Annotated in this window: 22 protein-coding genes; all 22 read left to right on the top strand. The window is 28.3% G+C overall.

Going from position 1 to position 21,797, the window contains the following annotated elements; translation table 11 throughout:
- The first annotated feature begins 447 nt into the window (after positions 1 to 447).
- Positions 448 to 789 carry a hypothetical protein gene (locus B3630_RS06465; protein WP_346896576.1) on the top strand — a complete coding sequence of 114 codons (342 nt, stop codon included), beginning with the start codon at positions 448 to 450 and terminating at the stop codon, positions 787 to 789.
- Between the two features lie 5 nt (positions 790 to 794).
- Positions 795 to 1,088, top strand: a complete 294-nt coding sequence (locus tag B3630_RS06460; RefSeq protein ID WP_346896574.1) for a hypothetical protein — start codon at positions 795 to 797, stop codon at positions 1,086 to 1,088.
- A gap of 145 nt (positions 1,089 to 1,233) precedes the next feature.
- Complete coding sequence (locus B3630_RS06455) at positions 1,234 to 1,542, top strand: DUF960 domain-containing protein (protein WP_346896572.1); 309 nt, start codon at positions 1,234 to 1,236, stop codon at positions 1,540 to 1,542.
- Positions 1,543 to 1,554: 12 nt separating this feature from the next.
- Positions 1,555 to 1,902 (top strand): hypothetical protein, encoded by a 348-nt coding sequence (locus B3630_RS06450; protein WP_346896570.1) that lies wholly within the window; start codon positions 1,555 to 1,557, stop codon positions 1,900 to 1,902.
- 896 nt (positions 1,903 to 2,798) lie between these two features.
- On the top strand, positions 2,799 to 3,071 hold the full coding sequence (locus B3630_RS06445) for a Mor transcription activator family protein (RefSeq protein WP_346892579.1): 273 nt from the start codon (positions 2,799 to 2,801) through the stop codon (positions 3,069 to 3,071).
- Between the two features lie 2 nt (positions 3,072 to 3,073).
- Positions 3,074 to 3,346, top strand: coding sequence for a hypothetical protein (locus tag B3630_RS06440; protein WP_346896568.1), 273 nt, complete (start codon positions 3,074 to 3,076; stop codon positions 3,344 to 3,346).
- A 15-nt stretch (positions 3,347 to 3,361) separates the two neighbouring features.
- Positions 3,362 to 4,189 carry a hypothetical protein gene (locus B3630_RS06435; RefSeq protein ID WP_346896566.1) on the top strand — a complete coding sequence of 276 codons (828 nt, stop codon included), beginning with the start codon at positions 3,362 to 3,364 and terminating at the stop codon, positions 4,187 to 4,189.
- A gap of 241 nt (positions 4,190 to 4,430) precedes the next feature.
- Positions 4,431 to 5,534: a hypothetical protein gene (locus tag B3630_RS06430; protein WP_346896564.1), complete on the top strand. Its 1,104-nt coding sequence runs from the start codon at positions 4,431 to 4,433 to the stop codon at positions 5,532 to 5,534.
- A 123-nt stretch (positions 5,535 to 5,657) separates the two neighbouring features.
- On the top strand, positions 5,658 to 8,216 hold the full coding sequence (locus tag B3630_RS06425) for a hypothetical protein (protein WP_346896562.1): 2,559 nt from the start codon (positions 5,658 to 5,660) through the stop codon (positions 8,214 to 8,216).
- A 496-nt stretch (positions 8,217 to 8,712) separates the two neighbouring features.
- The gene (locus B3630_RS06420) at positions 8,713 to 10,371 is read left to right on the top strand and encodes a recombinase family protein (RefSeq protein ID WP_346896560.1); all 1,659 of its coding nucleotides are present in this window, start codon (positions 8,713 to 8,715) and stop codon (positions 10,369 to 10,371) included.
- Between the two features lie 71 nt (positions 10,372 to 10,442).
- Positions 10,443 to 11,360 (top strand): restriction endonuclease, encoded by a 918-nt coding sequence (locus tag B3630_RS06415; protein WP_346896558.1) that lies wholly within the window; start codon positions 10,443 to 10,445, stop codon positions 11,358 to 11,360.
- A gap of 24 nt (positions 11,361 to 11,384) precedes the next feature.
- Positions 11,385 to 11,813 (top strand): hypothetical protein, encoded by a 429-nt coding sequence (locus B3630_RS06410; protein ID WP_346896556.1) that lies wholly within the window; start codon positions 11,385 to 11,387, stop codon positions 11,811 to 11,813.
- Entirely contained in the window at positions 11,806 to 12,915 is a 1,110-nt protein-coding gene (locus B3630_RS06405) for a hypothetical protein (RefSeq protein ID WP_346896554.1), read from the top strand. Before B3630_RS06410 ends, B3630_RS06405 begins: the two co-directional genes overlap by 8 nt.
- A gap of 357 nt (positions 12,916 to 13,272) precedes the next feature.
- Positions 13,273 to 13,830 carry a hypothetical protein gene (locus B3630_RS06400; RefSeq protein ID WP_346896552.1) on the top strand — a complete coding sequence of 186 codons (558 nt, stop codon included), beginning with the start codon at positions 13,273 to 13,275 and terminating at the stop codon, positions 13,828 to 13,830.
- 260 nt (positions 13,831 to 14,090) lie between these two features.
- Complete coding sequence (locus B3630_RS06395) at positions 14,091 to 15,134, top strand: Fic family protein (RefSeq protein WP_346896550.1); 1,044 nt, start codon at positions 14,091 to 14,093, stop codon at positions 15,132 to 15,134.
- A gap of 301 nt (positions 15,135 to 15,435) precedes the next feature.
- Entirely contained in the window at positions 15,436 to 16,146 is a 711-nt protein-coding gene (locus B3630_RS06390) for an HAD family hydrolase (protein ID WP_346896548.1), read from the top strand.
- 46 nt (positions 16,147 to 16,192) lie between these two features.
- The gene (locus B3630_RS06385; protein WP_346896546.1) at positions 16,193 to 16,969 is read left to right on the top strand and encodes a nucleotidyltransferase domain-containing protein; all 777 of its coding nucleotides are present in this window, start codon (positions 16,193 to 16,195) and stop codon (positions 16,967 to 16,969) included.
- Between the two features lie 366 nt (positions 16,970 to 17,335).
- A complete protein-coding gene (locus B3630_RS06380; protein WP_346896544.1) occupies positions 17,336 to 17,890 on the top strand; it encodes a sigma-70 family RNA polymerase sigma factor in 555 nt (184 codons plus the stop codon).
- Complete coding sequence (locus B3630_RS06375; RefSeq protein WP_346896542.1) at positions 17,883 to 19,319, top strand: DUF4367 domain-containing protein; 1,437 nt, start codon at positions 17,883 to 17,885, stop codon at positions 19,317 to 19,319. Before B3630_RS06380 ends, B3630_RS06375 begins: the two co-directional genes overlap by 8 nt.
- Positions 19,320 to 19,514: 195 nt before the next feature.
- Positions 19,515 to 20,018, top strand: a complete 504-nt coding sequence (locus B3630_RS06370; protein WP_346896540.1) for a kinase — start codon at positions 19,515 to 19,517, stop codon at positions 20,016 to 20,018.
- Positions 20,019 to 20,184: 166 nt separating this feature from the next.
- Positions 20,185 to 20,802, top strand: coding sequence for a cyclase family protein (locus tag B3630_RS06365; RefSeq protein ID WP_346896538.1), 618 nt, complete (start codon positions 20,185 to 20,187; stop codon positions 20,800 to 20,802).
- A gap of 233 nt (positions 20,803 to 21,035) precedes the next feature.
- The gene (locus B3630_RS06360; protein WP_346896536.1) at positions 21,036 to 21,653 is read left to right on the top strand and encodes a hypothetical protein; all 618 of its coding nucleotides are present in this window, start codon (positions 21,036 to 21,038) and stop codon (positions 21,651 to 21,653) included.
- Positions 21,654 to 21,797: the final 144 nt, after the last annotated feature.

Raw genomic sequence — 21,797 nt, 5'->3', positions numbered from 1 at the left:
AAAAATGTCAATAAAAATTTGATAAATTTAATTAAATAAATTATTGTAATAAATACATTAGTAGAAGTCGGGAAAAAGAAAATGATACTAGAAATAACATTAACATCATCAGTTTATATTGTATATAAAAACAAAGTGTTATTACATATGCATAAGAAATATAAAACATTTTTCTATTAGGTGGATATATATTGTCAAATGAATTACAACATGAAAACTGTTATTCGGGATTCATACGAAGAATCAGGGTTACGAATAGAGTTATAATAAGTTAAAGGGAATTAAGGAAGAAAAATTATTTTGGAATTTACCTGATATATATCAAGAACAAACAATAAATGTTAATAAAATATTATAATAACTTTACAAATATATATTATAAAAGTAATAATAGCTCCTACTTGTTTTCACAAGTAGGAGCTATTAATATTTTAGGAGGTATATGAAATGGAAAAAATATTTGGTAAGGAGCAATTAGAAAAATTAAGAGATTATCCTATAGAAATTATTAATAGTATATATGAAACTATACAAATACTAGATGTAAATTATGGAACAAATAGACATGTAGATAATGACTTAGGGGGCTATGTAATTATAGTAGAAAATATCGTAGATATCGAAATACTGAAACAAGATAAATTACAAGGATTAGTAGAAGAGTATACTGATTTAATTGAATGTAGTGAAGGAGTTAATTGGACTTCTTCACTATTTTTACTTTCAAATGATTATGCAATAGTAGTAATATGTACGGAAGAACTTTCTAAGTATTTAATCGAAAGGTGATAATTATGGCTCAAAAGGTAATTAAAAGTACTCAATACTGTAACATAATTAAACAAGGAAAACTTAGAGATAAAGAATACACTTATTGTATTGAAAAAATTTATGTTAAGACAATGAGAAGGGAAGAAATAAGATTTAGTCTTTATAAAGATACTGTTAGAGCTGATAATAGGTATATTCCAAGGAGTCTTGATGTAACAGAGGTAGAGTTAATTGAACTACTAAAGAATTCAATTAAAGAAAAAGTGTTTTCAGGTGAATTCATTGAATCATTAAAACAAGAAATAAATAAGTTATAAAGTCTTAATTGCTATTGATGGTAGTAATTAAGGCTTTTTCTATGTTCCAAGGGAGGTAAAAGAATGAAATATGTTATATGTGTTGGAGTTATAAGAAAAGGACAAATGATTATAAAAACTAATAATAAGGAAGAGGTAAAGGTAAATGTTCAATCAAGATAATAGATATATGACAAGAGGTGTACAAGAAAAAGTACCATTGGAGCTACAGCTATTTATGTGGAGGTGTATAGATGAATTAAAGAGTAAAGGAGAAAAGCTAGATTATCTACAAGTATTTAATTTAACCAATGATAGGGTAGATGATTTATTCTTTCAAAAGATAGAACATAGTCAAGAGATACCTAAATATAATAAAGTTTTTAGAATATTTGCAGATGAAATTATAGATGCAAATATTTTTGTAATAGATGATAAAACTCACTCTACAATGCTACTAGCAGAAGAATACTAAGGAGGTTTTAACATGAGAACATTAGTAAAAGAAAAGCCTTTTAGCTATGACAGTAAGGAACTTTTGGGAGTAATGCGTTTTGATTTCTATGATGGTAGATTAGCTAATCAGTGGAACCCAAGGGAGTTAATAATTGAGCTAAATAAAAGAAATGAAATAGACATAGGAAAGCTACAAGAAGAACTCAATTATATTCAGTTCACGTTAATAAAAGACTTGAATAAAGTTGTAGATCTATGTAATGGAATAGGGTATGATAATGAAACTTTAATTTACATAGAGCTTAAAGAAGGTAAATATGTTATTAAGCTAATACCTGTAATAGATAATTATTCTTACATATATGCTTATAAAAGATAGGAGGACGATACATGGATATAGTAACTGTAGTAAGAGTTGTTGGAACAATATTAACTGTGATAGCTGCTTCAATAGAAGCAATAGGAAAAAAAGAGTAATGCGTGTTCAATAATAACTAATAATTGTAATATCGTTGTAATTAAGAATTAATAATCTTAATACAGCGATATTATAATAAAATAATAGTAGTATTTTTTTGTCCTTAGTATTTCTTAAAACAGGAAAGTAAAACAGTGATTGTTTCAACATTTCTAAAAGTAACGAGAGTAATGTTCTAAAAAATAAAAAGAACCCTAAAATCAAAACATTAAAATAAGGAACTTGAAATTAGGAATTGGGACTTGGAAAATCCAACGGGGGGTAGGGGGGCATAAGAACCTGGAAAAATAAAAATTGAAATAGATAGTGGATCTATTTCAATTAAAAATAATAATAAAGATACAATAATTAAAACTAAAAATATGTAATCAATTAATAAGTAATGATATGCAAAATTGATTTAAGAAATGAAATTGAATTAAGTCAGCAAGTAGAATAAACAGATGAAATTAAATAGTTCAATCAACAGAAATACATAAAAAAACCACAATAAACCATCAGAAAACAGCATTTTGGAAAGGTGCGAAGAAATGTGCATTCAACATACAAAGCCTTCAATAAGGGCTAAATCAACTGTTTTTACTCAATGGTTCAAATATATATTATAAATCTGATAACAGAGTTAATGTTTCTAAAAGAGAAGCATTAACTCTTTTTATTAGGGTATTTAAGAAAGGAGCTTCTGATGTGGTTGGAAATGTATCATTTAAGAATTATTTAGCGAATTTTTCATTGAGTTATTCGCATGAATATTCATGTTGGAGCGGTTATTATTTTTAAGGAGGTGAAGCTAATGTATGCAATTAAAAAAAGAAGATTTTAATGGAGTGTATTCAACAATTTTTGAGCATCTGGGAGAAGATATTACTAGGGATTTATACAATTTATTTCGAGGACAACAATTTAATTTTCCAATGAAATTATACTCTAAAGAATATGTCTTAAGATACTTAAGTGAAAATTATGATGGAAATAATATAAGAAAGCTAGCAAGAAACCTTGATTACTCAGAAAGATGGGTACAAGTAATTATAAGTAAAAATAAAATAGAAGTAAAAGGGGATAAGTAAAAATGGAAGTATTAACGGTAATTTGTGCAATCATATTGGGTACAATAATCTTTTTAGGCATCAATACAATTTTTGATATATGGTATGTAGGTTGTGGTGCAATGGTAGGAGAATGGTTTGTCTGTGTTATAATATCAGGAATTTTAGTACAGTTTTTAGGGGGAATAGTTGGGGGATTATTTTCAGCATTGTGGTTTTTAATAAAAATTGTATTAATTATAGCAGTTGTCGGTGGAATTGTAATGTTTATTTACGACAAGGTTAGAGGTAAATAAGGGGGGAATAAAACTATGAAAAAGAAAATAATGATTATTGCGACTATAGTAGTACTATTTATTATAGGATACATAGGGATGGGGAATAATGAAGAAAAGAGAATGATAGAAAATAGTGTGAAAGCCATAGAAGCAAGAGATTATGATTATGCAGAGGAAGCTTTAGGAAGTGTAGTAGATGGCAATAATAAGAAAGTAGACAAGCTATGGAATATTATAAAATGCTACAAAGGTGCACAAACAGAATTTTATGCAGGTAATATTGATAAGGCTAATGAATACTTAGATGACATGAATAGCCAGTATAAGAAGTATGATACATTAAAAGAAGATGTTGAAAATTTAAAAGCCGAGGTTAAAGAAAGAGAAACTTACATAAAAGAGCTAAGGGAAAAAATTCCTGAATATGAAAAGGTACTTAAGAATAAAGAATATGAGAAGTACAATGAAATTCAAAGCGAGATTAAAGAAGTTGGCAATAAAGACTTTTATCTTAAATTACCACAAGATATTTTAAATAAATTAAATCAATTGGAACTTAGTTTGGGAGAAGGTATAGGAGAATATAATTCAATAAAAGCAGAAAAGCAGAAACAAGATGAAGAAAAAGAATTAAAAGCTACTGATGAAAAATTTACACCAGAAATGGCTAAAGAATATGCTGAAAAAGACACTAATATAAACACTGACAATACAAGATTAGAAATCATTCCTACACCAGAATATAACGAAGTAGGAAGAAAGTATTATAAGGTTGCTGTTTATTTAAAAGATAATAATGAATTGATATACTATTATTCAGTTTATGCAACAGGTGGAACACAGTTTTTAAGTTATAACTAAGTGTTAATAAAGCTTTATTTATCATTAGAGATAGATAAAGCTTTATTTTTTTTGATAAAATTAAGTAAAATAAAAATTATTTTTAAAGTAATTTTTATTAGAATAATGTTTTTATTGTTAAAGTTTATTGTAAAATATCGTTGTTATTGTTAAATTCATATTGCAATAATGACTATATTTTCATTATATAATAGAGGTAAGAATTTTTATAACAATAATTATAAAGAGGAGAAATTAAATCATGACAAAGATAAACGATAATAAAGATGATAGGAATAAGTGTGTAAATGAATGTTTGAATGGAGCTAATAAGTACTATTTATCTGGGAAATATGATGTATCTATTAGAACTATTGATAGATGGATATCTGATTCAGGTGTAAGTAAGGTAGAACTTAGGATTTCAAGAAGACATGACAAGATTCCAATGGATATACAATATGAAGTATTTGAAGTCTTAAGTAGTAATCCTATATTTTATGGATACAATAATTCAGAATGGAATGTAAATAGAGTTATTAATTATATAAAAAGGATATATGGCATTGAAGTTAATAGGAGAATGGCAACAGCTTTAATTGAAGATGCGATAAATTTAGACTATATCTATACAATAGACCAAGTTTATGATGATATAGAAAGGTTAGATGAACTAGGCTATAGTGTAGTGTTACTAGATTTTATTAAAATTGGTAGGATTAAAAGATTAGAGGTAGAACCATTAGGTATAAGAGATTATACAGATGATATACTTGATGTTAATCTTGTAATTGCTAGAGCTGATGAAAATGTATATTTAGATGTGATTGTATCGGAATTAGAAATAGTTGATAAAGAAAAGGGAGTTACTGTATATAAAGCTAGAGATAAGCAAAATATAATTAAACAAGAGATTCAGAGAAAGTCAATTGTAAATGATAAATATGAATTATTGAAAAAAATAAAGGAAGTTGAAAGTAGAGAGAACATTGTATTTATAAGTACATATGATAAAGATATTGAAAAGCTACAAAAAAAGAGAAGTAATATAAAATATTTTATTGTAGATGAAGTCATATATAGTGAATTACTACAAAGTAAGTATGAAGGTGAATATGTTAAATCAATACCACAGTATATGTATGATGATAATAATAGAAATAGACGTTTTAGGAATGTAGCAGATATAAGCAAGACAATAGAGGGAAAGGTAGAATCATATGTCTTAAAAGTTACTAATGATAAAAATGACATTAAAAATAATATAAAAATAGAAAATGAAAAAGAAGATTCATTACGTATAACAGGTAAAAATGAAGGAAAACCCTTTAAAATATTAAATTCAGACTTCATATATAACATTTAAGACAGAGGAAATGGTTCTCTGTCTTTTATTTTCAAAATAATTCCATTGAGGTGAGAAAAAAATACCCATATCATATAATAATTCTTGTAAGCAACGAAGATAAACGCCGAGGAGGAATAAAAGATGATAAAGAGAAATAATGAATTTAAAAATGAGGTTATGAAAGGGTTAACAGTACTTGAAAAGATGGACAGACCTATAGAAATTAGGATGATTAAGACTAATGATGGAACAAGAAGTGGGTATTATCAAGATAAGGAGAAACTTATCAGTGATATTGAAAGATATGACGGAGTTAATAACATCTTCTTCACACTAAATGATTTTTCAGAGGACTTATTAGCTAGAGGGAAAGACAGGTTACTAAAGTATGCTAAAAATACTACTACTGACCAAGAGATAGAAAGAAGAAAGTTACTTCTTATAGATGTAGATCCAGAAAGACCAGCAGGTATATCTTCAACTAATGAGGAACTTGAATCAGCCAATGAAGTACTAAAACAGGTAGTTGGATATTTAAGTGATAATGGATTTCCAAAACCAGTAATTGCTTGTAGTGGCAATGGTGGTCATGCCTTATACAAACTAGATGTACCTAACACTAAGGAAGTAACAGGACTAATCAAGGAGTTCTTGGTTACTTTAGATAAGAAGTTTAGCAATGAAAAGGCTAAGATAGATAAAACAACTTACAACGCTTCAAGAATAACTAAGTTATATGGAACAATAGCTTGCAAGGGAGAGAGCATAGAGAATAGACCACATAGAAGGTCAAGGATAATAGAAAGTCCTGATGAACTTGATGTTGTTGAAGAAGCTTTAATAAGCAAGGTAATCTCGATGGAAAATGAAAGTGAGACAGTTAAAGATGAGATAAAAGCAAGTAAAAGTTCAACTAATAAAAATACTACAAATGGTAGTATAAACATTGAAGAATGGCTTGAAAGATACAACATAGAAGTATCGCATAAAAAAGAAGAGTCAGATAGAACTTGCTATGTACTTGAAAAATGTCCTTGGAACTCAAGCCATACAGATAAATCGGCTTCCATAACACAATTTCATAATGGAGCTATTAGTGCTAAATGTCATCATGATAGTTGTTCACATGAGAATTGGAAAACTCTAAGGGAACGTTATGAAGGTAAAAAAGACAAGGGTACAAATTGTAAAGAGGATAAGAAAAGTCAAGCTGATATGATGATTGAGTTAGCAATGGAAGCAGGAGATATATTCTTTCATGATGAGTTAGTTGAGAAATATGTTGCTATCGAAAGTGACGGTAATCCAGTAGTACATAAAATTAGTTCACAAGACTATAAGTCTTTTTTAGTGAAAAGGTTCTTTAAGGAAACTAAGAAAGCACCATCAAAAGATTCAATCAATCAAGCTGTTGGAGTCTTAGAAGCATTAGCTCAATATGAAGGAGAAGAGATTAACGTTGCAAAGAGGTGTACTAAAAAAGATAACGCAATTTACTATGATTTAGGAGATAAGCAATGGACTTTTATTAAGATTACCAAGAATGGTTGGGAAAGTGACAATAGTGGACAGATATTATTTACAAGACGAAAGACAATGAAAGAACAAGTTTTACCTGAGAAGTATGATGATATTTCTATACTTAATAAGCATTGTAGGTTTAAAACTGATGAAGATAAAGTTCTACATATTGTAAGTATCATTACTAAGTTTTTACCTATAGGAAATCCAATAGTGGTTTACCATGGAGAAAAGGGAGCATCAAAGACAACTACAATGAGAATGGATAGAAGTATAGTAGATCCGTCAGCAAGAGATGTTATTTCAATGCCTAAGAGTGGGACTGATTTATCATTGGTTCTCCATAATAATTACCTACCATGTTTTGATAACATAGATAGTATTTCAGCTGAAAAAAGTGACATATTATGTACAGCGGCTACTGGTGGAGGCTTTAGTAGAAGGAAGCTATACACAGATGATGAAGAGACTATATATGAGTATAAAGTTCCAGTAATTCTTAATGGAATAAATGTTGTAGCAACAAGACCTGATTTACTTGATAGAAGTTTACTCTTGGGGTTAGAGAGAATATCAGAAGATGAAAGAAAGGAGGAAAGCGAAGTGTGGGAAGAGTTTAATAGAGATAAACCTAAAATGTTAGGTGCTATATTTAGTACAATTTCTAAGGCTATGGATATTTACCCAAATGTTAAATTAAGTAAATTAGGAAGAATGGCTGATTTCACTAGATGGGGATATGCAATAGCTGAAGCTTGTGGAATTGGTGGAGAAAGATTTTTAAATGCATATCTTGATAATCAGTATAAGGCTAATGATGAAGCAGTTAGTTCGAATCCAATAGCGGTAGCCATAGTTAGACTTATGGAGAAAACTCAATCATTTGAGGGTTCTGCATCAAAACTGTTAGAAGTGCTAAATTCTATAGCAGAGGAGGAAAAAATTGATACTCAATCAAGATTATGGGCAAAAGAACCTAATGTACTAAGTAGGAGGTTAAATGAACTAAAATCTAATCTTCTTATGGAATGCATAACATTTTCTACAAGTAATACTAGTTCAGGGAGAAAAATTCAAATACGTAAAAGTCCGAAGAATCTTATGGAAAGACAAGCCGCTATGGATAAATCAGTAATTAATGATTTAATGAAAGCTGAACCAAAAGAGATAGAATTCTAATTTAATAATGACATTATCGCAGTTCAATACTTCGATAATGTCGGTATTTTCAGATTAACTAAGGGAGCAATCAGGTTAGTAAATATAGATAAAAAGAGGAGAATATTATGGATAAAGAAGTAAAAGTTGATGAAATCATTGATATTATATCAACGATAATTCTAGAGTATGTGGAAGAAAAAGTGGAGTGTAGTACTTAGTTACAAAGGCAAAACCTATGCCAACTAATAAAAAATGAAAATATTGAAGTTGCTGAAGTATGGAAGTATAAAAATAAAAAACAGTAAAGATTATCTAAAGAAGTGTGTGATTAATCAAAGGTTTTCAAGAAAGAACTTCAATTATGAAGATAAGATTATACTTGATTATAGTGAGCAGGATTAAGCAGATGTAATGATTTATTATATTAAATATATATTATTAATGTGGTTAGGGGGTTTCTAAAATAATTCTAGAAACCCTAAGTATTAACTATGTACAAGAGAGGAAGTGTGTTATGAATAGAAAGAAGATAATAGCAATATACACTAGGGTTTCTACATTGGAACAGGCAGAAGAAGGTTACAGTATAGATGAGCAAGAAAGATTGCTGATGGATTATTGTAGAAGGAATAACTACGAGGTTTATAAGTGTTATTCGGATAGAGGTATTAGTGGTAAGGACATTAAACATCGACCTGCACTAAAAGAATTGCTAAAGGATGCTGAAGACAAGAATTTTGATATGGTAATTTCATGGAAGATTAATCGTATTAGTCGTAAACTTGCAGATGTATTAAAGATTATAGATACCTTTGAAAAGAATAACATTACATTTAAATCTTACTCAGAGCCTTTTGAAACAGATACCCCAGCAGGTAAAATGCAATTTCAGATGATGGCACTTATAGGGGAATTCGAAAGAGGTACAATAGCACAGAATGTTAAGATGGGAATGTGTGCAAGAGCTAGACAGGGTCTTTGGTGTGGAAATAGAGTTTTAGGTTATGATTTAGTTCCCATGGAAGATTCAGAAAAAAAGAAGAGGAAAGAAACTAAACTACAGATAAATCCAGAGGAAGCAAGAATTATTAAACTAATATTCAGTATGTATGCTAATGAAGGAAAAGGATATAGAGCTATAACTACTAAACTTAATTACTTAGGATATAAGACTAAGAAGGGAAATGATTTTTCAGTAGGTTCAATTAAAGATATACTTACTAATCCAGTATACATAGGTAAGATAAGATATAACTTAAGACAAGAATGGAGTGAGAATAGAAGACGTAATATTAATCCAGAACCAATAATAGTAGATGGAATACATGAAGCTATAATTGATATGAATACATGGGATAGGGTACAAGCTATAATGGAAGAAAAGAAAGGTAAGCCTTCAAGAATCTATGACGGTGAGTATCCATTAACAGGAATATTAAAATGTCCAGTGTGTGGTGCTGGAATGGTAATAATGAGAAATGGTAAGAAGAGAAAAGACGGAACTAAAGCAACATACTATGCTTGTGGAGCATGGAAGAATAAAGGAACAGCAGTATGTAATAGTAATGCAATAAATGTAGAGAAAGCAAATGAGTATGTTTTTGAAAAGCTATCGGAACTGTTATCTAATGAGACGATGATAAAGGCTATTGTAGCTAATATAAATAAACAAAGAAAAACCAGAGTTGCCCCTGCTAAAAAGGAAACTCAAAGAATAGATAAAGAACTAGAAAAGTTAGACAAAAAGAAGGGAAAAATATTTGAAGCATATGAGGATGAGTTAATCTCTAAAGAAGAGTTCTTCAGTAGGAAGGAAGAATTAAACGAAAAAATACAAAGATTACTAGAAGAAAAAGAACCTTACACAGTAGCGATAAGCGAAGATACTGAGCAACAAGTACCCTATGAATTAATAAAGAGTGTACTAGAAAACTTTAGTATGCTTCTTGAAAAGAGTGGTAGTAGGGAAGAAAAGAAATTATTAATTCACATGATAATATCAGAAATAACCATTAACAGACTAAGAGAAATAGATTCAATAAAGTTAAAAATAAATGATAATTTAATAGAGTATATAAGTAAACAAGAAGGAGTATCTAAGAAGGGTACTCCTTCTTGTTTTATTTTAAGAAATATTGGAATAAATACTTTAAATTTAGAGATTGCTATATAAGTTAAAATGGTATAATTATCTTATGGAATTTAAATAGATAAATTTAAAAAAACTATGGGGAGAGATAGTATATGGCAATACCAACATATGAAAGAATAATGCTTCCATTATTAGAAGTGTTAAGAAGTAATGAGATCTATACTAATAATGAATGTATTGAGATATTGGCTAGAAAATTGAATATTACAGAAGAAGAAATGAACTTATGCTTTCCAAGTGGTAAAAAGAGAGTATTTTATGATAGAGTAAATTGGGCAAAAACTTATATGAAGAAAGCTGGACTAGTAGAGGCACCTAAAAGGGGTTTGGTTAGGATTACTAAATTAGGATTAGAATTGTTGCAACAAAATCCAAAGCAGTTAAAATCTAAAGATTTATTAAGATATGATAGTTTTTATGAATTTGTAAGTTCAAGTAATAGAGATCAAAATCATAATGAAAATAATGAAGTAGCATTAAATGAAAAAACACCATCAGAAGAAATTGCAAATGCTTTTGAAGATTTAAAGACCTCATTAGCAGATGAAATATTAGAAAAAATCAACTCATGTTCATTTGAATTCTTTGAGAAATTGGTAATAGAGTTATTGATTAAGATGGGATATGGTGGTTCAAGAGAAGAGGCAGGAAGAGCAACTAAGAAAACAGGTGATGAAGGTATAGATGGAATAATTAATGAAGATAGGCTTGGTTTAGATAGTATATATATTCAAGCGAAAAGGTGGAAAGACACAGTAGTTGGAAGACCTGAAATTCAAAAGTTTTCTGGTGCACTAGACACTCCAGGGGCAAGTAAGGGGATTTTCATAACAACTTCAACTTTTTCTAAAGAAGCTAGAGAGTATGTTAAAGCTATAAATACAAAAAATATAGTTTTAATTGATGGTATGCAGTTAGCACAATATATGATTGAATTTAATGTTGGAGTATCTACAGAAATAGTATATGAAGTTAAAAAGATAGATACAGATTACTTTATTGAAGACTAGTTTTAGGATTTATGGAGGTATATTATGATAAGGCACTTAACAACTATGTATGCATATGAAAAAGTATTGCAAGATGGTGTTATAAAGGCACGAAGAAAAAATGGGAGAGAGAAGGATGTTATATCATTTGAAACATTTAACAATAATGATGTTCTAGTTTCTATTTTTCTAAAAGAAAAGGGGAAAAATATAATTGCAATTTATTTAGATGAGAATAGGCTAGAGAATGATGGATTTATAGTTTATAAAACAAATTCATCAGATTTAAAAAGTAGACAAGAATCTAAGTATACAACAAAATATGAAAATATAGTCAGATATAAAGGGGATAAGGCTGATAAAGATTATCGCAGTATAGGAGAATATGTTCATGTGCAAGGAGATATACCTGTAAAATATATAGAATATATCAAGGAATATAATTATAAAATTGAGGTGATAAAATATGAATGAAAATAATTTTACATTATATTATCCAACTATTGAATTTAAAAATCCTTTATGGCTTTGGTCAGCAGCTTTATTATGGGATAAAGTTTATCGTATCGTACCAGCAGGATATAAACCTAAAGATTGTGAAAATATAAGAAGATTAATAGAAGAAAGTGACTTTGTTAAGTCTATGGACCCAAAGCAATACTCAAAAGAGTCTGTAGAAGAATTTACGTTATTTATTAATGATAAAGAGAAATCATGGGCATGTGCATTAGAAAGTGCAAAATATCGTAACGAACAATATACTAAATTTCATAAAGATAAAGTTGATGTGAAATTAAGAGAAATGATTTTAGCTAAAGATATAAAAAATAGTGATTGGTTAGATGTTGATGATGAAATGGCTTCGTTATATATGTTGTATTTGGCAGGAAATATAGCTAAAAAAAATAATCTAATACTTTCAACTGATAGTTCAGAAGCTTGGTGTGGAAGAAACTTTTTTAATTATAATGGGAAAATTGACTCGGAAATATTGGATGAGGATGTAACAGCTTTAAGCGCTGTAACAATTAGTGAGGTAATACCTAATAGTATTATTAATCTAACTCCAAATGAGTTGATAAAATTTAGAAATAACTCTAATGATGAAAGAAGGGAATTTTTTAAAAGCATTAATGAGTTGAATAATGCATTAAGTGGGTGTTGTGACGGTCAAGTAATTAAAGATATTTTAAATGAATATATATTAAAGATAAAAAAATCAAAAGAAGAGTATAAGAAAAGAATGAGAGATATAAAGGTATCAGGCTTTTTAGGAGTAAAAACAGCTGTAATTCCAATTGCTATTCCAGTAATGGAGTCAATTACTAATATCTCTGAAGCTATGAGAAAAGAATTAGGCATGCTAGGAATTGGAATAGGGATTGCAGGAACATGTTTTGATATACATAAGGCGATTAAAAATGAGAAAAAAAATCATGAATGTAATTATCTTTTAGAATTAGGACGAAGATGTATAAACCCTAGTTTTGGATATCCTACTTTAAATAAAAATAATGTTCATGAAGGATATCATAGTTTATTGAACTATGAATTAAATCATTTCATATATGATTAATAAAGGAAATTTATTTAATTTATTAATCATATTATTATATAAAAAAACCTCACTTAATACCGATACGGTGAACCGTACCATAAGTAAGCCTCTAAATCTTTGATTTAGTTAGGCGAACTTACTCAGCGAACGAAGTGAGTCGAGTTTCCTTTAAGACCAAGTGCGGTTTATAGCTTTAGGCATTGATATGAATGCCTAAAGCTATTTTTATAAGTAAAAATACCGTACCATAAGTAATAAGATAAAATGATTTTTATATACAGTATATAAAAAATATATAATTAATAGTAGAATCGGTAGTGCAATATACTTTTTAAATATAATATAAATAGTAAATTGGTGGGGGTGAATTTTGCTATGAGTAAGAAACCATATGTTATTACCATCAACGCTATATCTGGCGGAGGAAAAACAACAATAACTAAAGAGTTGCAAAAGCAACTACCAAATTCAAAAACATTATATTTTGATGATAGATCCTATGATTCTGATAGTGGTGTAGACGATATTTGTAAATGGATTGAAGGTGGTGCCGATGTTAATGTATTCAATCTTGATTTGTTAGCAGAAGATATAGAAATGCTAATAAATAAAACACCGGATTTTATTGTTATGGATTATCCTTTTGGATACAGGCATAATTTGATTGCTAAATATATTGATTATTCAATATTTATAGATACTCCGTTGGATATTGCATTAGCAAGACGAATTATTAGAGACTATGATAATACAACTATTCGCAATATATTTGATGACATGAATCATTATTTAACACAAGGAAGAAATGCTTATTTATACGGTTTAGATTCTACAAAATTAAGTGCTGATTTTGTAGTAGATGGTAGCAAATCAGTTAGTGACATTGTAGCTATTATTATTAAAAAGATACTTGATATTAATTACACAAAATGAACACACTTGGCACAAATACAAATACAAATACAAATACAAATACAAATACAAATACAAATATAAACTTATAACTTAATAAATTGAAAATCTTATAATAATTCCACATTAAGAATAAATCTTATCGTTTATAGTTAAATGATAAGGTTTATTTTATTTTAATATAGTATTTTAAGAAAAAATATAATCATTTTAATTTAAATGATTATATTTATGATAAAATGAAATAATAAAAATATAATATGAATGAGGGAGAATATATAATGATTTCTTTTGAAAATAATAAATTGAATAACTTATCATTACCAATGAGTATAGTGAGAATGTTAACTACTATAAATGAATATAAGGGGAAGCAAGATTTATATAAAAAACAATCCCCTCAAATATTAAGCACACTTAAAAATGTAGCAGTTATACAAAGTGCGGAATCATCTAATAGAATAGAAGGTATTTATACGTCAAATAAAAGATTGCGTGAAATAATGGATAACAAAATAGAACCAAGGGATAGAAGTGAAAGTGAGATAGCAGGGTATAGAGATGTATTAAATACTATTCATAGTGCTTTTGATGCTATACCTGTAAAATCATCTGTATTATTACAATTACATAGAGATTTATATAAATTTTCATCAGCTAAAGGTGGAAATTATAAAAATACTGATAATGTGATTGAAGAAATATTGCCTAATGGAACTAAATATATAAGATTTAAGCCTGTAGATGCTTTTAGTACTCCAAGCTATATGGAGAGACTTTGTGAAGAATATAGAAAGGAGATTGCAAAAGAAGAGATAGAGCCATTAGTTTTAATAGCTGCATTTATATTAGATTTTCTTTGCATCCATCCTTTTAATGATGGAAATGGAAGAATGTCTAGATTATTAACACTTTTACTTTTGTATCAAAGTGGTTTTGAGGTTGGAAGATTTATTAGTCTAGAAAAAATTATTGAGGATAGCAAAGAAACTTACTATGAAGCACTGAATAAATCATCAATGTTATGGCATGATGGGAAAAATAATTTATATATATGGCTTGAATATTTTCTTGGAGTTATTATAAAAGCATATAAGGAATTAGAGGATAGAGTAGGCTGTATTGAAAATACTAAGGGCAGTAAGAGTGAAAGAATAGAAATGGCTATAGAAGGTAAATTAGGGTATTTTACTAAGAATGAAATAAGAACTATATGTCCTGATGTGGGAGAAGCCACTATAAATAGAGTGTTTGAAAAGTTGAGAGTTGAAGGAAAGATAGAAGCTGTAAGTAAGGGAAGAAATTCTAAGTGGAAAAAACTATAGGGAGAAGATGTATATAATTAAAATCGAAAACCTTACTTGCAATGGATACGGTGAATCATACAATAAGTAAGCCTCTAAATTTTTGATTTAGTTAGGCGAACTTACTCAGCTAACGAAGTGAGTCGAGTTTCCTTTAAGACCAAGTGCGGTTTATAGCTTTAGGCATTGATATGAATGCCTAAAGCTATTTTTATAAGTAAAAATACTTTATCATAAGCAATAGCATACTTACAAAATATGTTACAATAAAATTATGAACAATTTTGAGTAATAGACAAGCGGTAATTTATGGAGGGGTTTTATGCGAAAAGCTAGAGTTATAGTTTTTGACTTATTTGACACATTGCTTCATGATATTAAATTTGATTTTAATTCGGGCTTATGTTATCTACATGATAGTATTTTATCAGAAGATACGGATAAAGTTGAATTTCTAGAGTATGCAGTTACATATTGGAAAGATCTTTATGATAAAAGATGCGAGGATAATTCAGAATTAGCATTTGAAGATGAGCTTTTAGATTTCAAAAATAAATATGGTTTTAAAGTGAATCATCCACTAGAAGAAATTCTATATAATTGTGCACTAGAAATAAATACCACTGAATTATTTAATGACACGATTTCTACTTTAGAGCAACTTAAGTTGTTAGGAATTCCTGTTTATTTATTAAGTAATTCCATATTTAAAAAGGATGTAATGAAAAAATTCATTAACCAATATGATTTAGAAAAATATTTTGTTAATGTACATTTTAGTGCAGATTATAAGATAAGAAAGCCACATAAAGATTTGTTTAAAATTGTATTTGATGATATTAAAGAGTATGATGCTAGTATTGAAGCGGGACAAGTTTACTTCATTGGCGATAATTTTGAAGCTGATGTTCTTGGAGCTGAAAATTTTGGTTTTACACCAGTTTTTATAAACCGTAAACAAGATACTGACATTAATAATAAAAATTTTATTGAGATTAAATCGCTAAGTGAATTATTGAAAGTAATTAGATAAATTCTAATTTTATATAATTAAGATTAAACTTTTAGAGGTGATAAAAATGAATTTTCCAACTAAGATTGGAACAGATAAAGATGGATATATAATGAAATTTGCATCTAAAGATAATATAAATTCTAATTACATGACATTAATAGAACAATTGATAGAAATATTAAAATATAATATTGGTAATAAGTTACATAGCATATATGTATATGGTAGTGTTGGTAGGGGAGAAGCCATTTTAAGCAAATCTGATGTTGATTTATGTATAATAATAAACACACCTCTTAATGCAATAGAATTAGATAATTTGAGAAAAGACAAAGAACAATTTTTAAATAAAAATAAAAGTATTCCAAAGGTAGATTTTGATATTGGAATGATAGATGATGTTTTAAATCCAGAAAATTTATATTATTGGGGGTTTTGGATAAAGCACATATGTGATTGTTTATATGGAAAAGACTTATCTGTTAAATTTCCTAAAATGAAACCTAATAAAAATATATGTAAATCTTTAAATAATGATATTATTGGAACTCTCTCGGAGTATAGAGAATTAATAGTTAAAGATAATTTTAATAATTTAGATTTAAAGTCATCCTTAAAACGAATTATAAGAGGAGCATACTGTTTAGTGTCAGCAGAGGATAAAAGCTGGGTAATTAATACAGAAGATATATTAGGTATACTCAATCATTATTTTCCTGAAGAATCAAAATTTAAAGAAATAGAATTAATTCTTAAGGATAAAGCAGAAAATTCATCTACAAGAATTTTAGAAATTATTGAGTATTTTATACTTTGGTTTAAGCAGAATAAAATTAAATAATTAATGAATTATAATTAAGAAATATAAACACGCACCGTAGAGTAAGGTACGAAAACCGTACCGTAAGTGATGCTCCAGATCTTTGAATTGGTGAGCAGAATTTATACACCGTACAAATAAATGTGAAAAATAGCTTTAGCCATTGATTTAAATTGGCTAAAGCTATTTCTATGAGTGAAAATATCATATAATAAGTAATATTAAATTTTTAAGAATGGAGAAATGTAATAAACAATTATATATGATAATTATAGTAAAATTAAGTATAATAAATTAAAAAAAATATTTTAATACAAAAATGTCGCAAATTTAAGTTTCGTTCGTTATATTAGTTGAGAGTACTCTTAAAGGATAAGGAGTGATTAAGTGAAATCTTCATCAGATGAAAATATTCAAAATAGCATGTTAGAACAGCTTTATGATGCTTACGAACATAAAATGTACGGCATAGCATATTCAATTTTAAATAACGTAGGTCAAGCTGAGGATGCAGTTCAAGATGCATTTATAAAGTTAATTCCATATATAGAAGATATTAACAGTATAGCAAGTGTACAGACAAAACGATTAATAACATACACAATAAAAAATATTTCAATTGATATATATCGTAGGAATATGAAAGAATCTGAACTATTTACTAAAGGGTTAGAAGAACCAATGGTAAGTGAAAATCAAAAAGAAAGTGCTTATGTAAAAACAGTAGAGGATAGACAAATCGTCATACATTTACTTTCTAGTTTACCATCAAAATACCGTGAGATAATTAGGTATCGTTGTTATTACGAATTTAGCTATAAGGAGATATCACTATTGTTAAATATCAGTGAAAAGGCAGCAGCTAAAAGATATGAACGTGGAAGAAAGTTGCTAAAAGAACTGATGGAAAAAGAAATGATGGGAGATGAAATGTATGGATAATAAGATTGATATTGATAGAATGACATATCTTATAGGTGAAGAAGATGCTATGGAAGAATTGGATAAATTTACAGAACTACATGATTTCTCAAAAAAATATGAAAGTGAGAAGATAAAAATGATTAAAAAGGTAAAAAGTGTAGAGCCTATTCATATATCAAATAGAAAAAGGAAAGGAATGACAAGGAAAAAGACTATAGTGCTTATTGCAGCTATTACAGCCACCTTAGCACTATCCTTAACAGCTTATGGGATAAGTAAAGGAATTATATTTACAACAACTAAGAACGAAGAAACAGGAATTACTACTGTCGAGGCTCAATCAGAAATTCCTATTGAAGGAATACCACTAATCAATATAACTCCCGGATATCTTCCAGAAGGATATAAACAATATAAAGGAGATGCCTCCAAATATTTTCTTAATGGTGACGCTTCTGCAGGAGGTGGTGAGATAATAATATATCAATGCGACTATGTGTATGAACCTCCAAAGTATGAAAGTATAGAGGAAACTACTATTGGTGGTGCAAAAGCGCTGATTACCACATACAAAGCTGGAGATAGTACTATCGATTTATGTTATGAAGGGGATGGGCAAATTATTAGAGTTCGCGGACTTAATGGCATTTCTTTAGAAGAACTTAAAAAGGTAGCAGAAAACATTAAATACGAAGTAATTCCAGGAAAATTCATGGTGCAATATAATCCAGCTACTCATGAATTTATTGATAGAACAGGAGACACCACTGAGCGGCCAATTCCTGCTGATGGTATACGTGCTATGGGAGAAGAAATAACTAGTAAAAAGTCTGCTCTAACTTATATTGTAAAAAACGCTGAAATTATGGATAAATTACCTGCATTAGATAAAAGTGATTTCCATAATTATGATGAGTATTCTAAAATGATAAATAAAGACGGAACATTAAAGGATTATAAAAGAGTTTCTGTTAAATGGGAAAACAATGAAATGAAAAAAGTTACTGAAACAGCAAAATTAAAGTTTGCCTACGTAACTGTAATCATGACAAATCATTCTGATACAAAATTAATAAACGAATTTATTAATCCACAAGTTGAGCTTAGGACGAAAACACCAGATGGCACCCTTGAAGCTTTTACTAATAATCGTGATTTTAGTAGCGACCTTGCAAAAATTAAAGTACCAATATATTTTGATCAACTTAAGCATGAAGAAACTAAGAAATCAGATATTGATCAAACGGAGCTTGATAAGTTAGGCTTTAAAAATTATGATGAGTATAAATCTTTCTATGAACATATAAAATTTATGTTGTGCGATTTTGAACCAAATGAAACTAAAGAAGCCCATTTTATTTATGTAGTAGACGCTGATCATATTGATGATGCCTACATTCACATATCTGCTGGTGTTCCTCTTTCAAATTATGTTAAGCTAAAGTAATTAAATTAAAATCTATGAGGGCTATCTTAAAAAATACTTTGAGATAGTCCTTATCATAAGTAGTAATAAAAACTATTTAAATATACAATTTTTAATAAAATGATATAATTAATAGTAGACAATGTTTGTATAATCTATATTTTAAATATGTGGTATAAAATGTTAGTTTAGTCAATTTGAAAGGACATATAATATATGGATAAAGAGATTAAGTTAATAATACTAAGGGGCAATTCAGGAAGTGGTAAAACTACAACAGCAAAGGCATTACAAAAAAAATTTGGTCATGGAACCATGTTAATATCACAGGATGTGGTTAGAAGAGAAATGTTATTTGTGAAAGATGGGCCTGATACAGAAGCAATTAATCTATTAAATGAACTTGTACTATATGGGAAAAAGCATTGCAATGTTGTAATTTTAGAAGGTATTTTAAATTCAAAGTGGTATAAAAAACTATTTGAAAATTTACATGATGAATTTGGTAATGAAATTTTTGCATATTATTTTAATATACCTTTTGAAGAAACCTTAAATCGTCATAAACAAAAACCTAATGCACATGAATTCGGAGAGAAAGAAATGAGAAAATGGTGGAATGAAAAAGATTTAATAGGCTTCATTCCAGAGGTATATATACATAAAGATTTAAGCTTAAATGAAATAGTGAATATCGTTTTTCAGGATGTTATAAAGTGAAGACCATAATTTAAAACTAGGCACCGGGTGGTGGAAATACTACCTTATTGAAATAACTTAAGGGGTTTTGACAAAGGACTTTTGAGTAGATTTTTTGATTATTGCTTTTGTTTTCTCATCAGAGGAGAGATTAGATAGATTAGCAATTGTAAAGGAGAATAAATAGATGGATAAATATATTGATTTAAGTTATACCATAGAAAATGGACTAAGTACTCATCCTTACGATGAAGAGCTAAAGTTATATAAAAATAGATTTTTGGTTAAAGATAAATACAATGACACTAAACTAGAAACTGGTATGCATGTTGGAACTCATATTGATGTTGTTAGTCATATGTTAGATAGTAATGTTTTAATTGATGATTATCCAGCAGATAAGTTTATTGGAAAAGGGTGTTTACTTGATGTTAGAAACCAAGATATTATTAAAATGAAAAAGAAGTATTTAGATATTGTAGAAAAGGATAGCATAGTTCTTCTATATACTGGTTTTGATAACCAATTTGGATGTGCTGAGTATTTTACTAACCATCCCATAGTTGAAAAGGAGTTAGCTGAATTTTTTATAGATAGAAAGATTAAGATGATTGGGATGGACTTGCCATCTCCTGATAAATACCCATTTCAAATTCATAAAATGCTACTAGATAAAGATATTCTTATTATTGAAAACATGAAAAATCTCGGAAGTTTATTGAATGTAGATAAATTTGAGATTATTGCATTGCCTCTTAAAATAAAGGCAGAGGCATCGCCTGTGAGAATTGTAGCTAGGATTTAAATTTAGAATACTAATTCAAAAAATTGATAGTATAACGATACTTAGAACTCTACTATAAATAAATAAGAAAAATAGTATTAATATACTATATTTACAAAATGTTGAGGAAAATAATTTGTTTCTGTATCAAAACCAATTAACTGAAAGATTTATGGAGGAATTTATGCTTTTATACATTAGCTGAGAATGTTTTGTTTAAAATGTAGATATAACAGTAGATAGGAAGTGAGAAAATGAATCATAAAATACAAAGAATTAATAGCTATGAGGATGATAGGTTTGATAAAACTATTTTAAATCAACATGGGGCCTTTATTGTTGATGAAAAGTATAAATGTAGTTTTAAAATAATAAATAAAGATTCTGCTATTGTATTATTTGATAAGGAAGTTGATATATTTCAATTAATAGATGAATTTAGATTTTATTCTGAACATATTATTAGTTTCTATGAGGAAAATATGGAATTAATAAAAGCTTTTCCACCCAATAATATATTTCACATAACTATTAAGGATATTCAGCCTTCACAGTTTTTCGTTGATATAGACAAAGTTAAAGCCATAGAGTCTTTCATAAAAAATGAAGAAGATATTATCATTCCTCTAACAAAAATCAATGGTTCTTTTATATCTTTGGATGGACATACTAGACTTTATTATGCAGTAAGTAAGGGATATTCTAAGGTAAAAGGCTATTTAACAGAATCAGATGATTACCTAGAGGACTTTGTAAAAGAAGCAAGGAAAAGAAAAATCTATTCGCCATATGACCTTAAGTTAATATCTCATGAAGAATATAAGATAAAGTGGTATAAGTTTTGTGATGATTTTTTTAGTGAGAGAGAATAAAAGATTTAAAGCTTTAATGCATTGTATAGTAGTTGAAAATAGAGAGAGAACTCAATGAAATTGGGAAACTAACATTAACTTAGATGAAAAATATAAATATATAAAGCCATAGAATAGAGCTTCTGAAAACAATGATTTTATAAG

The sequence above is a fragment of the Clostridium sp. UBA7503 genome (assembly GCF_002477055.1).
Classification (GTDB): domain Bacteria; phylum Bacillota; class Clostridia; order Clostridiales; family Clostridiaceae; genus Clostridium_J; species Clostridium_J sulfidigenes.
Note: the sequence above shows the minus strand (reverse complement) of the source record. Positions and strands in the feature narration are given on the sequence as shown.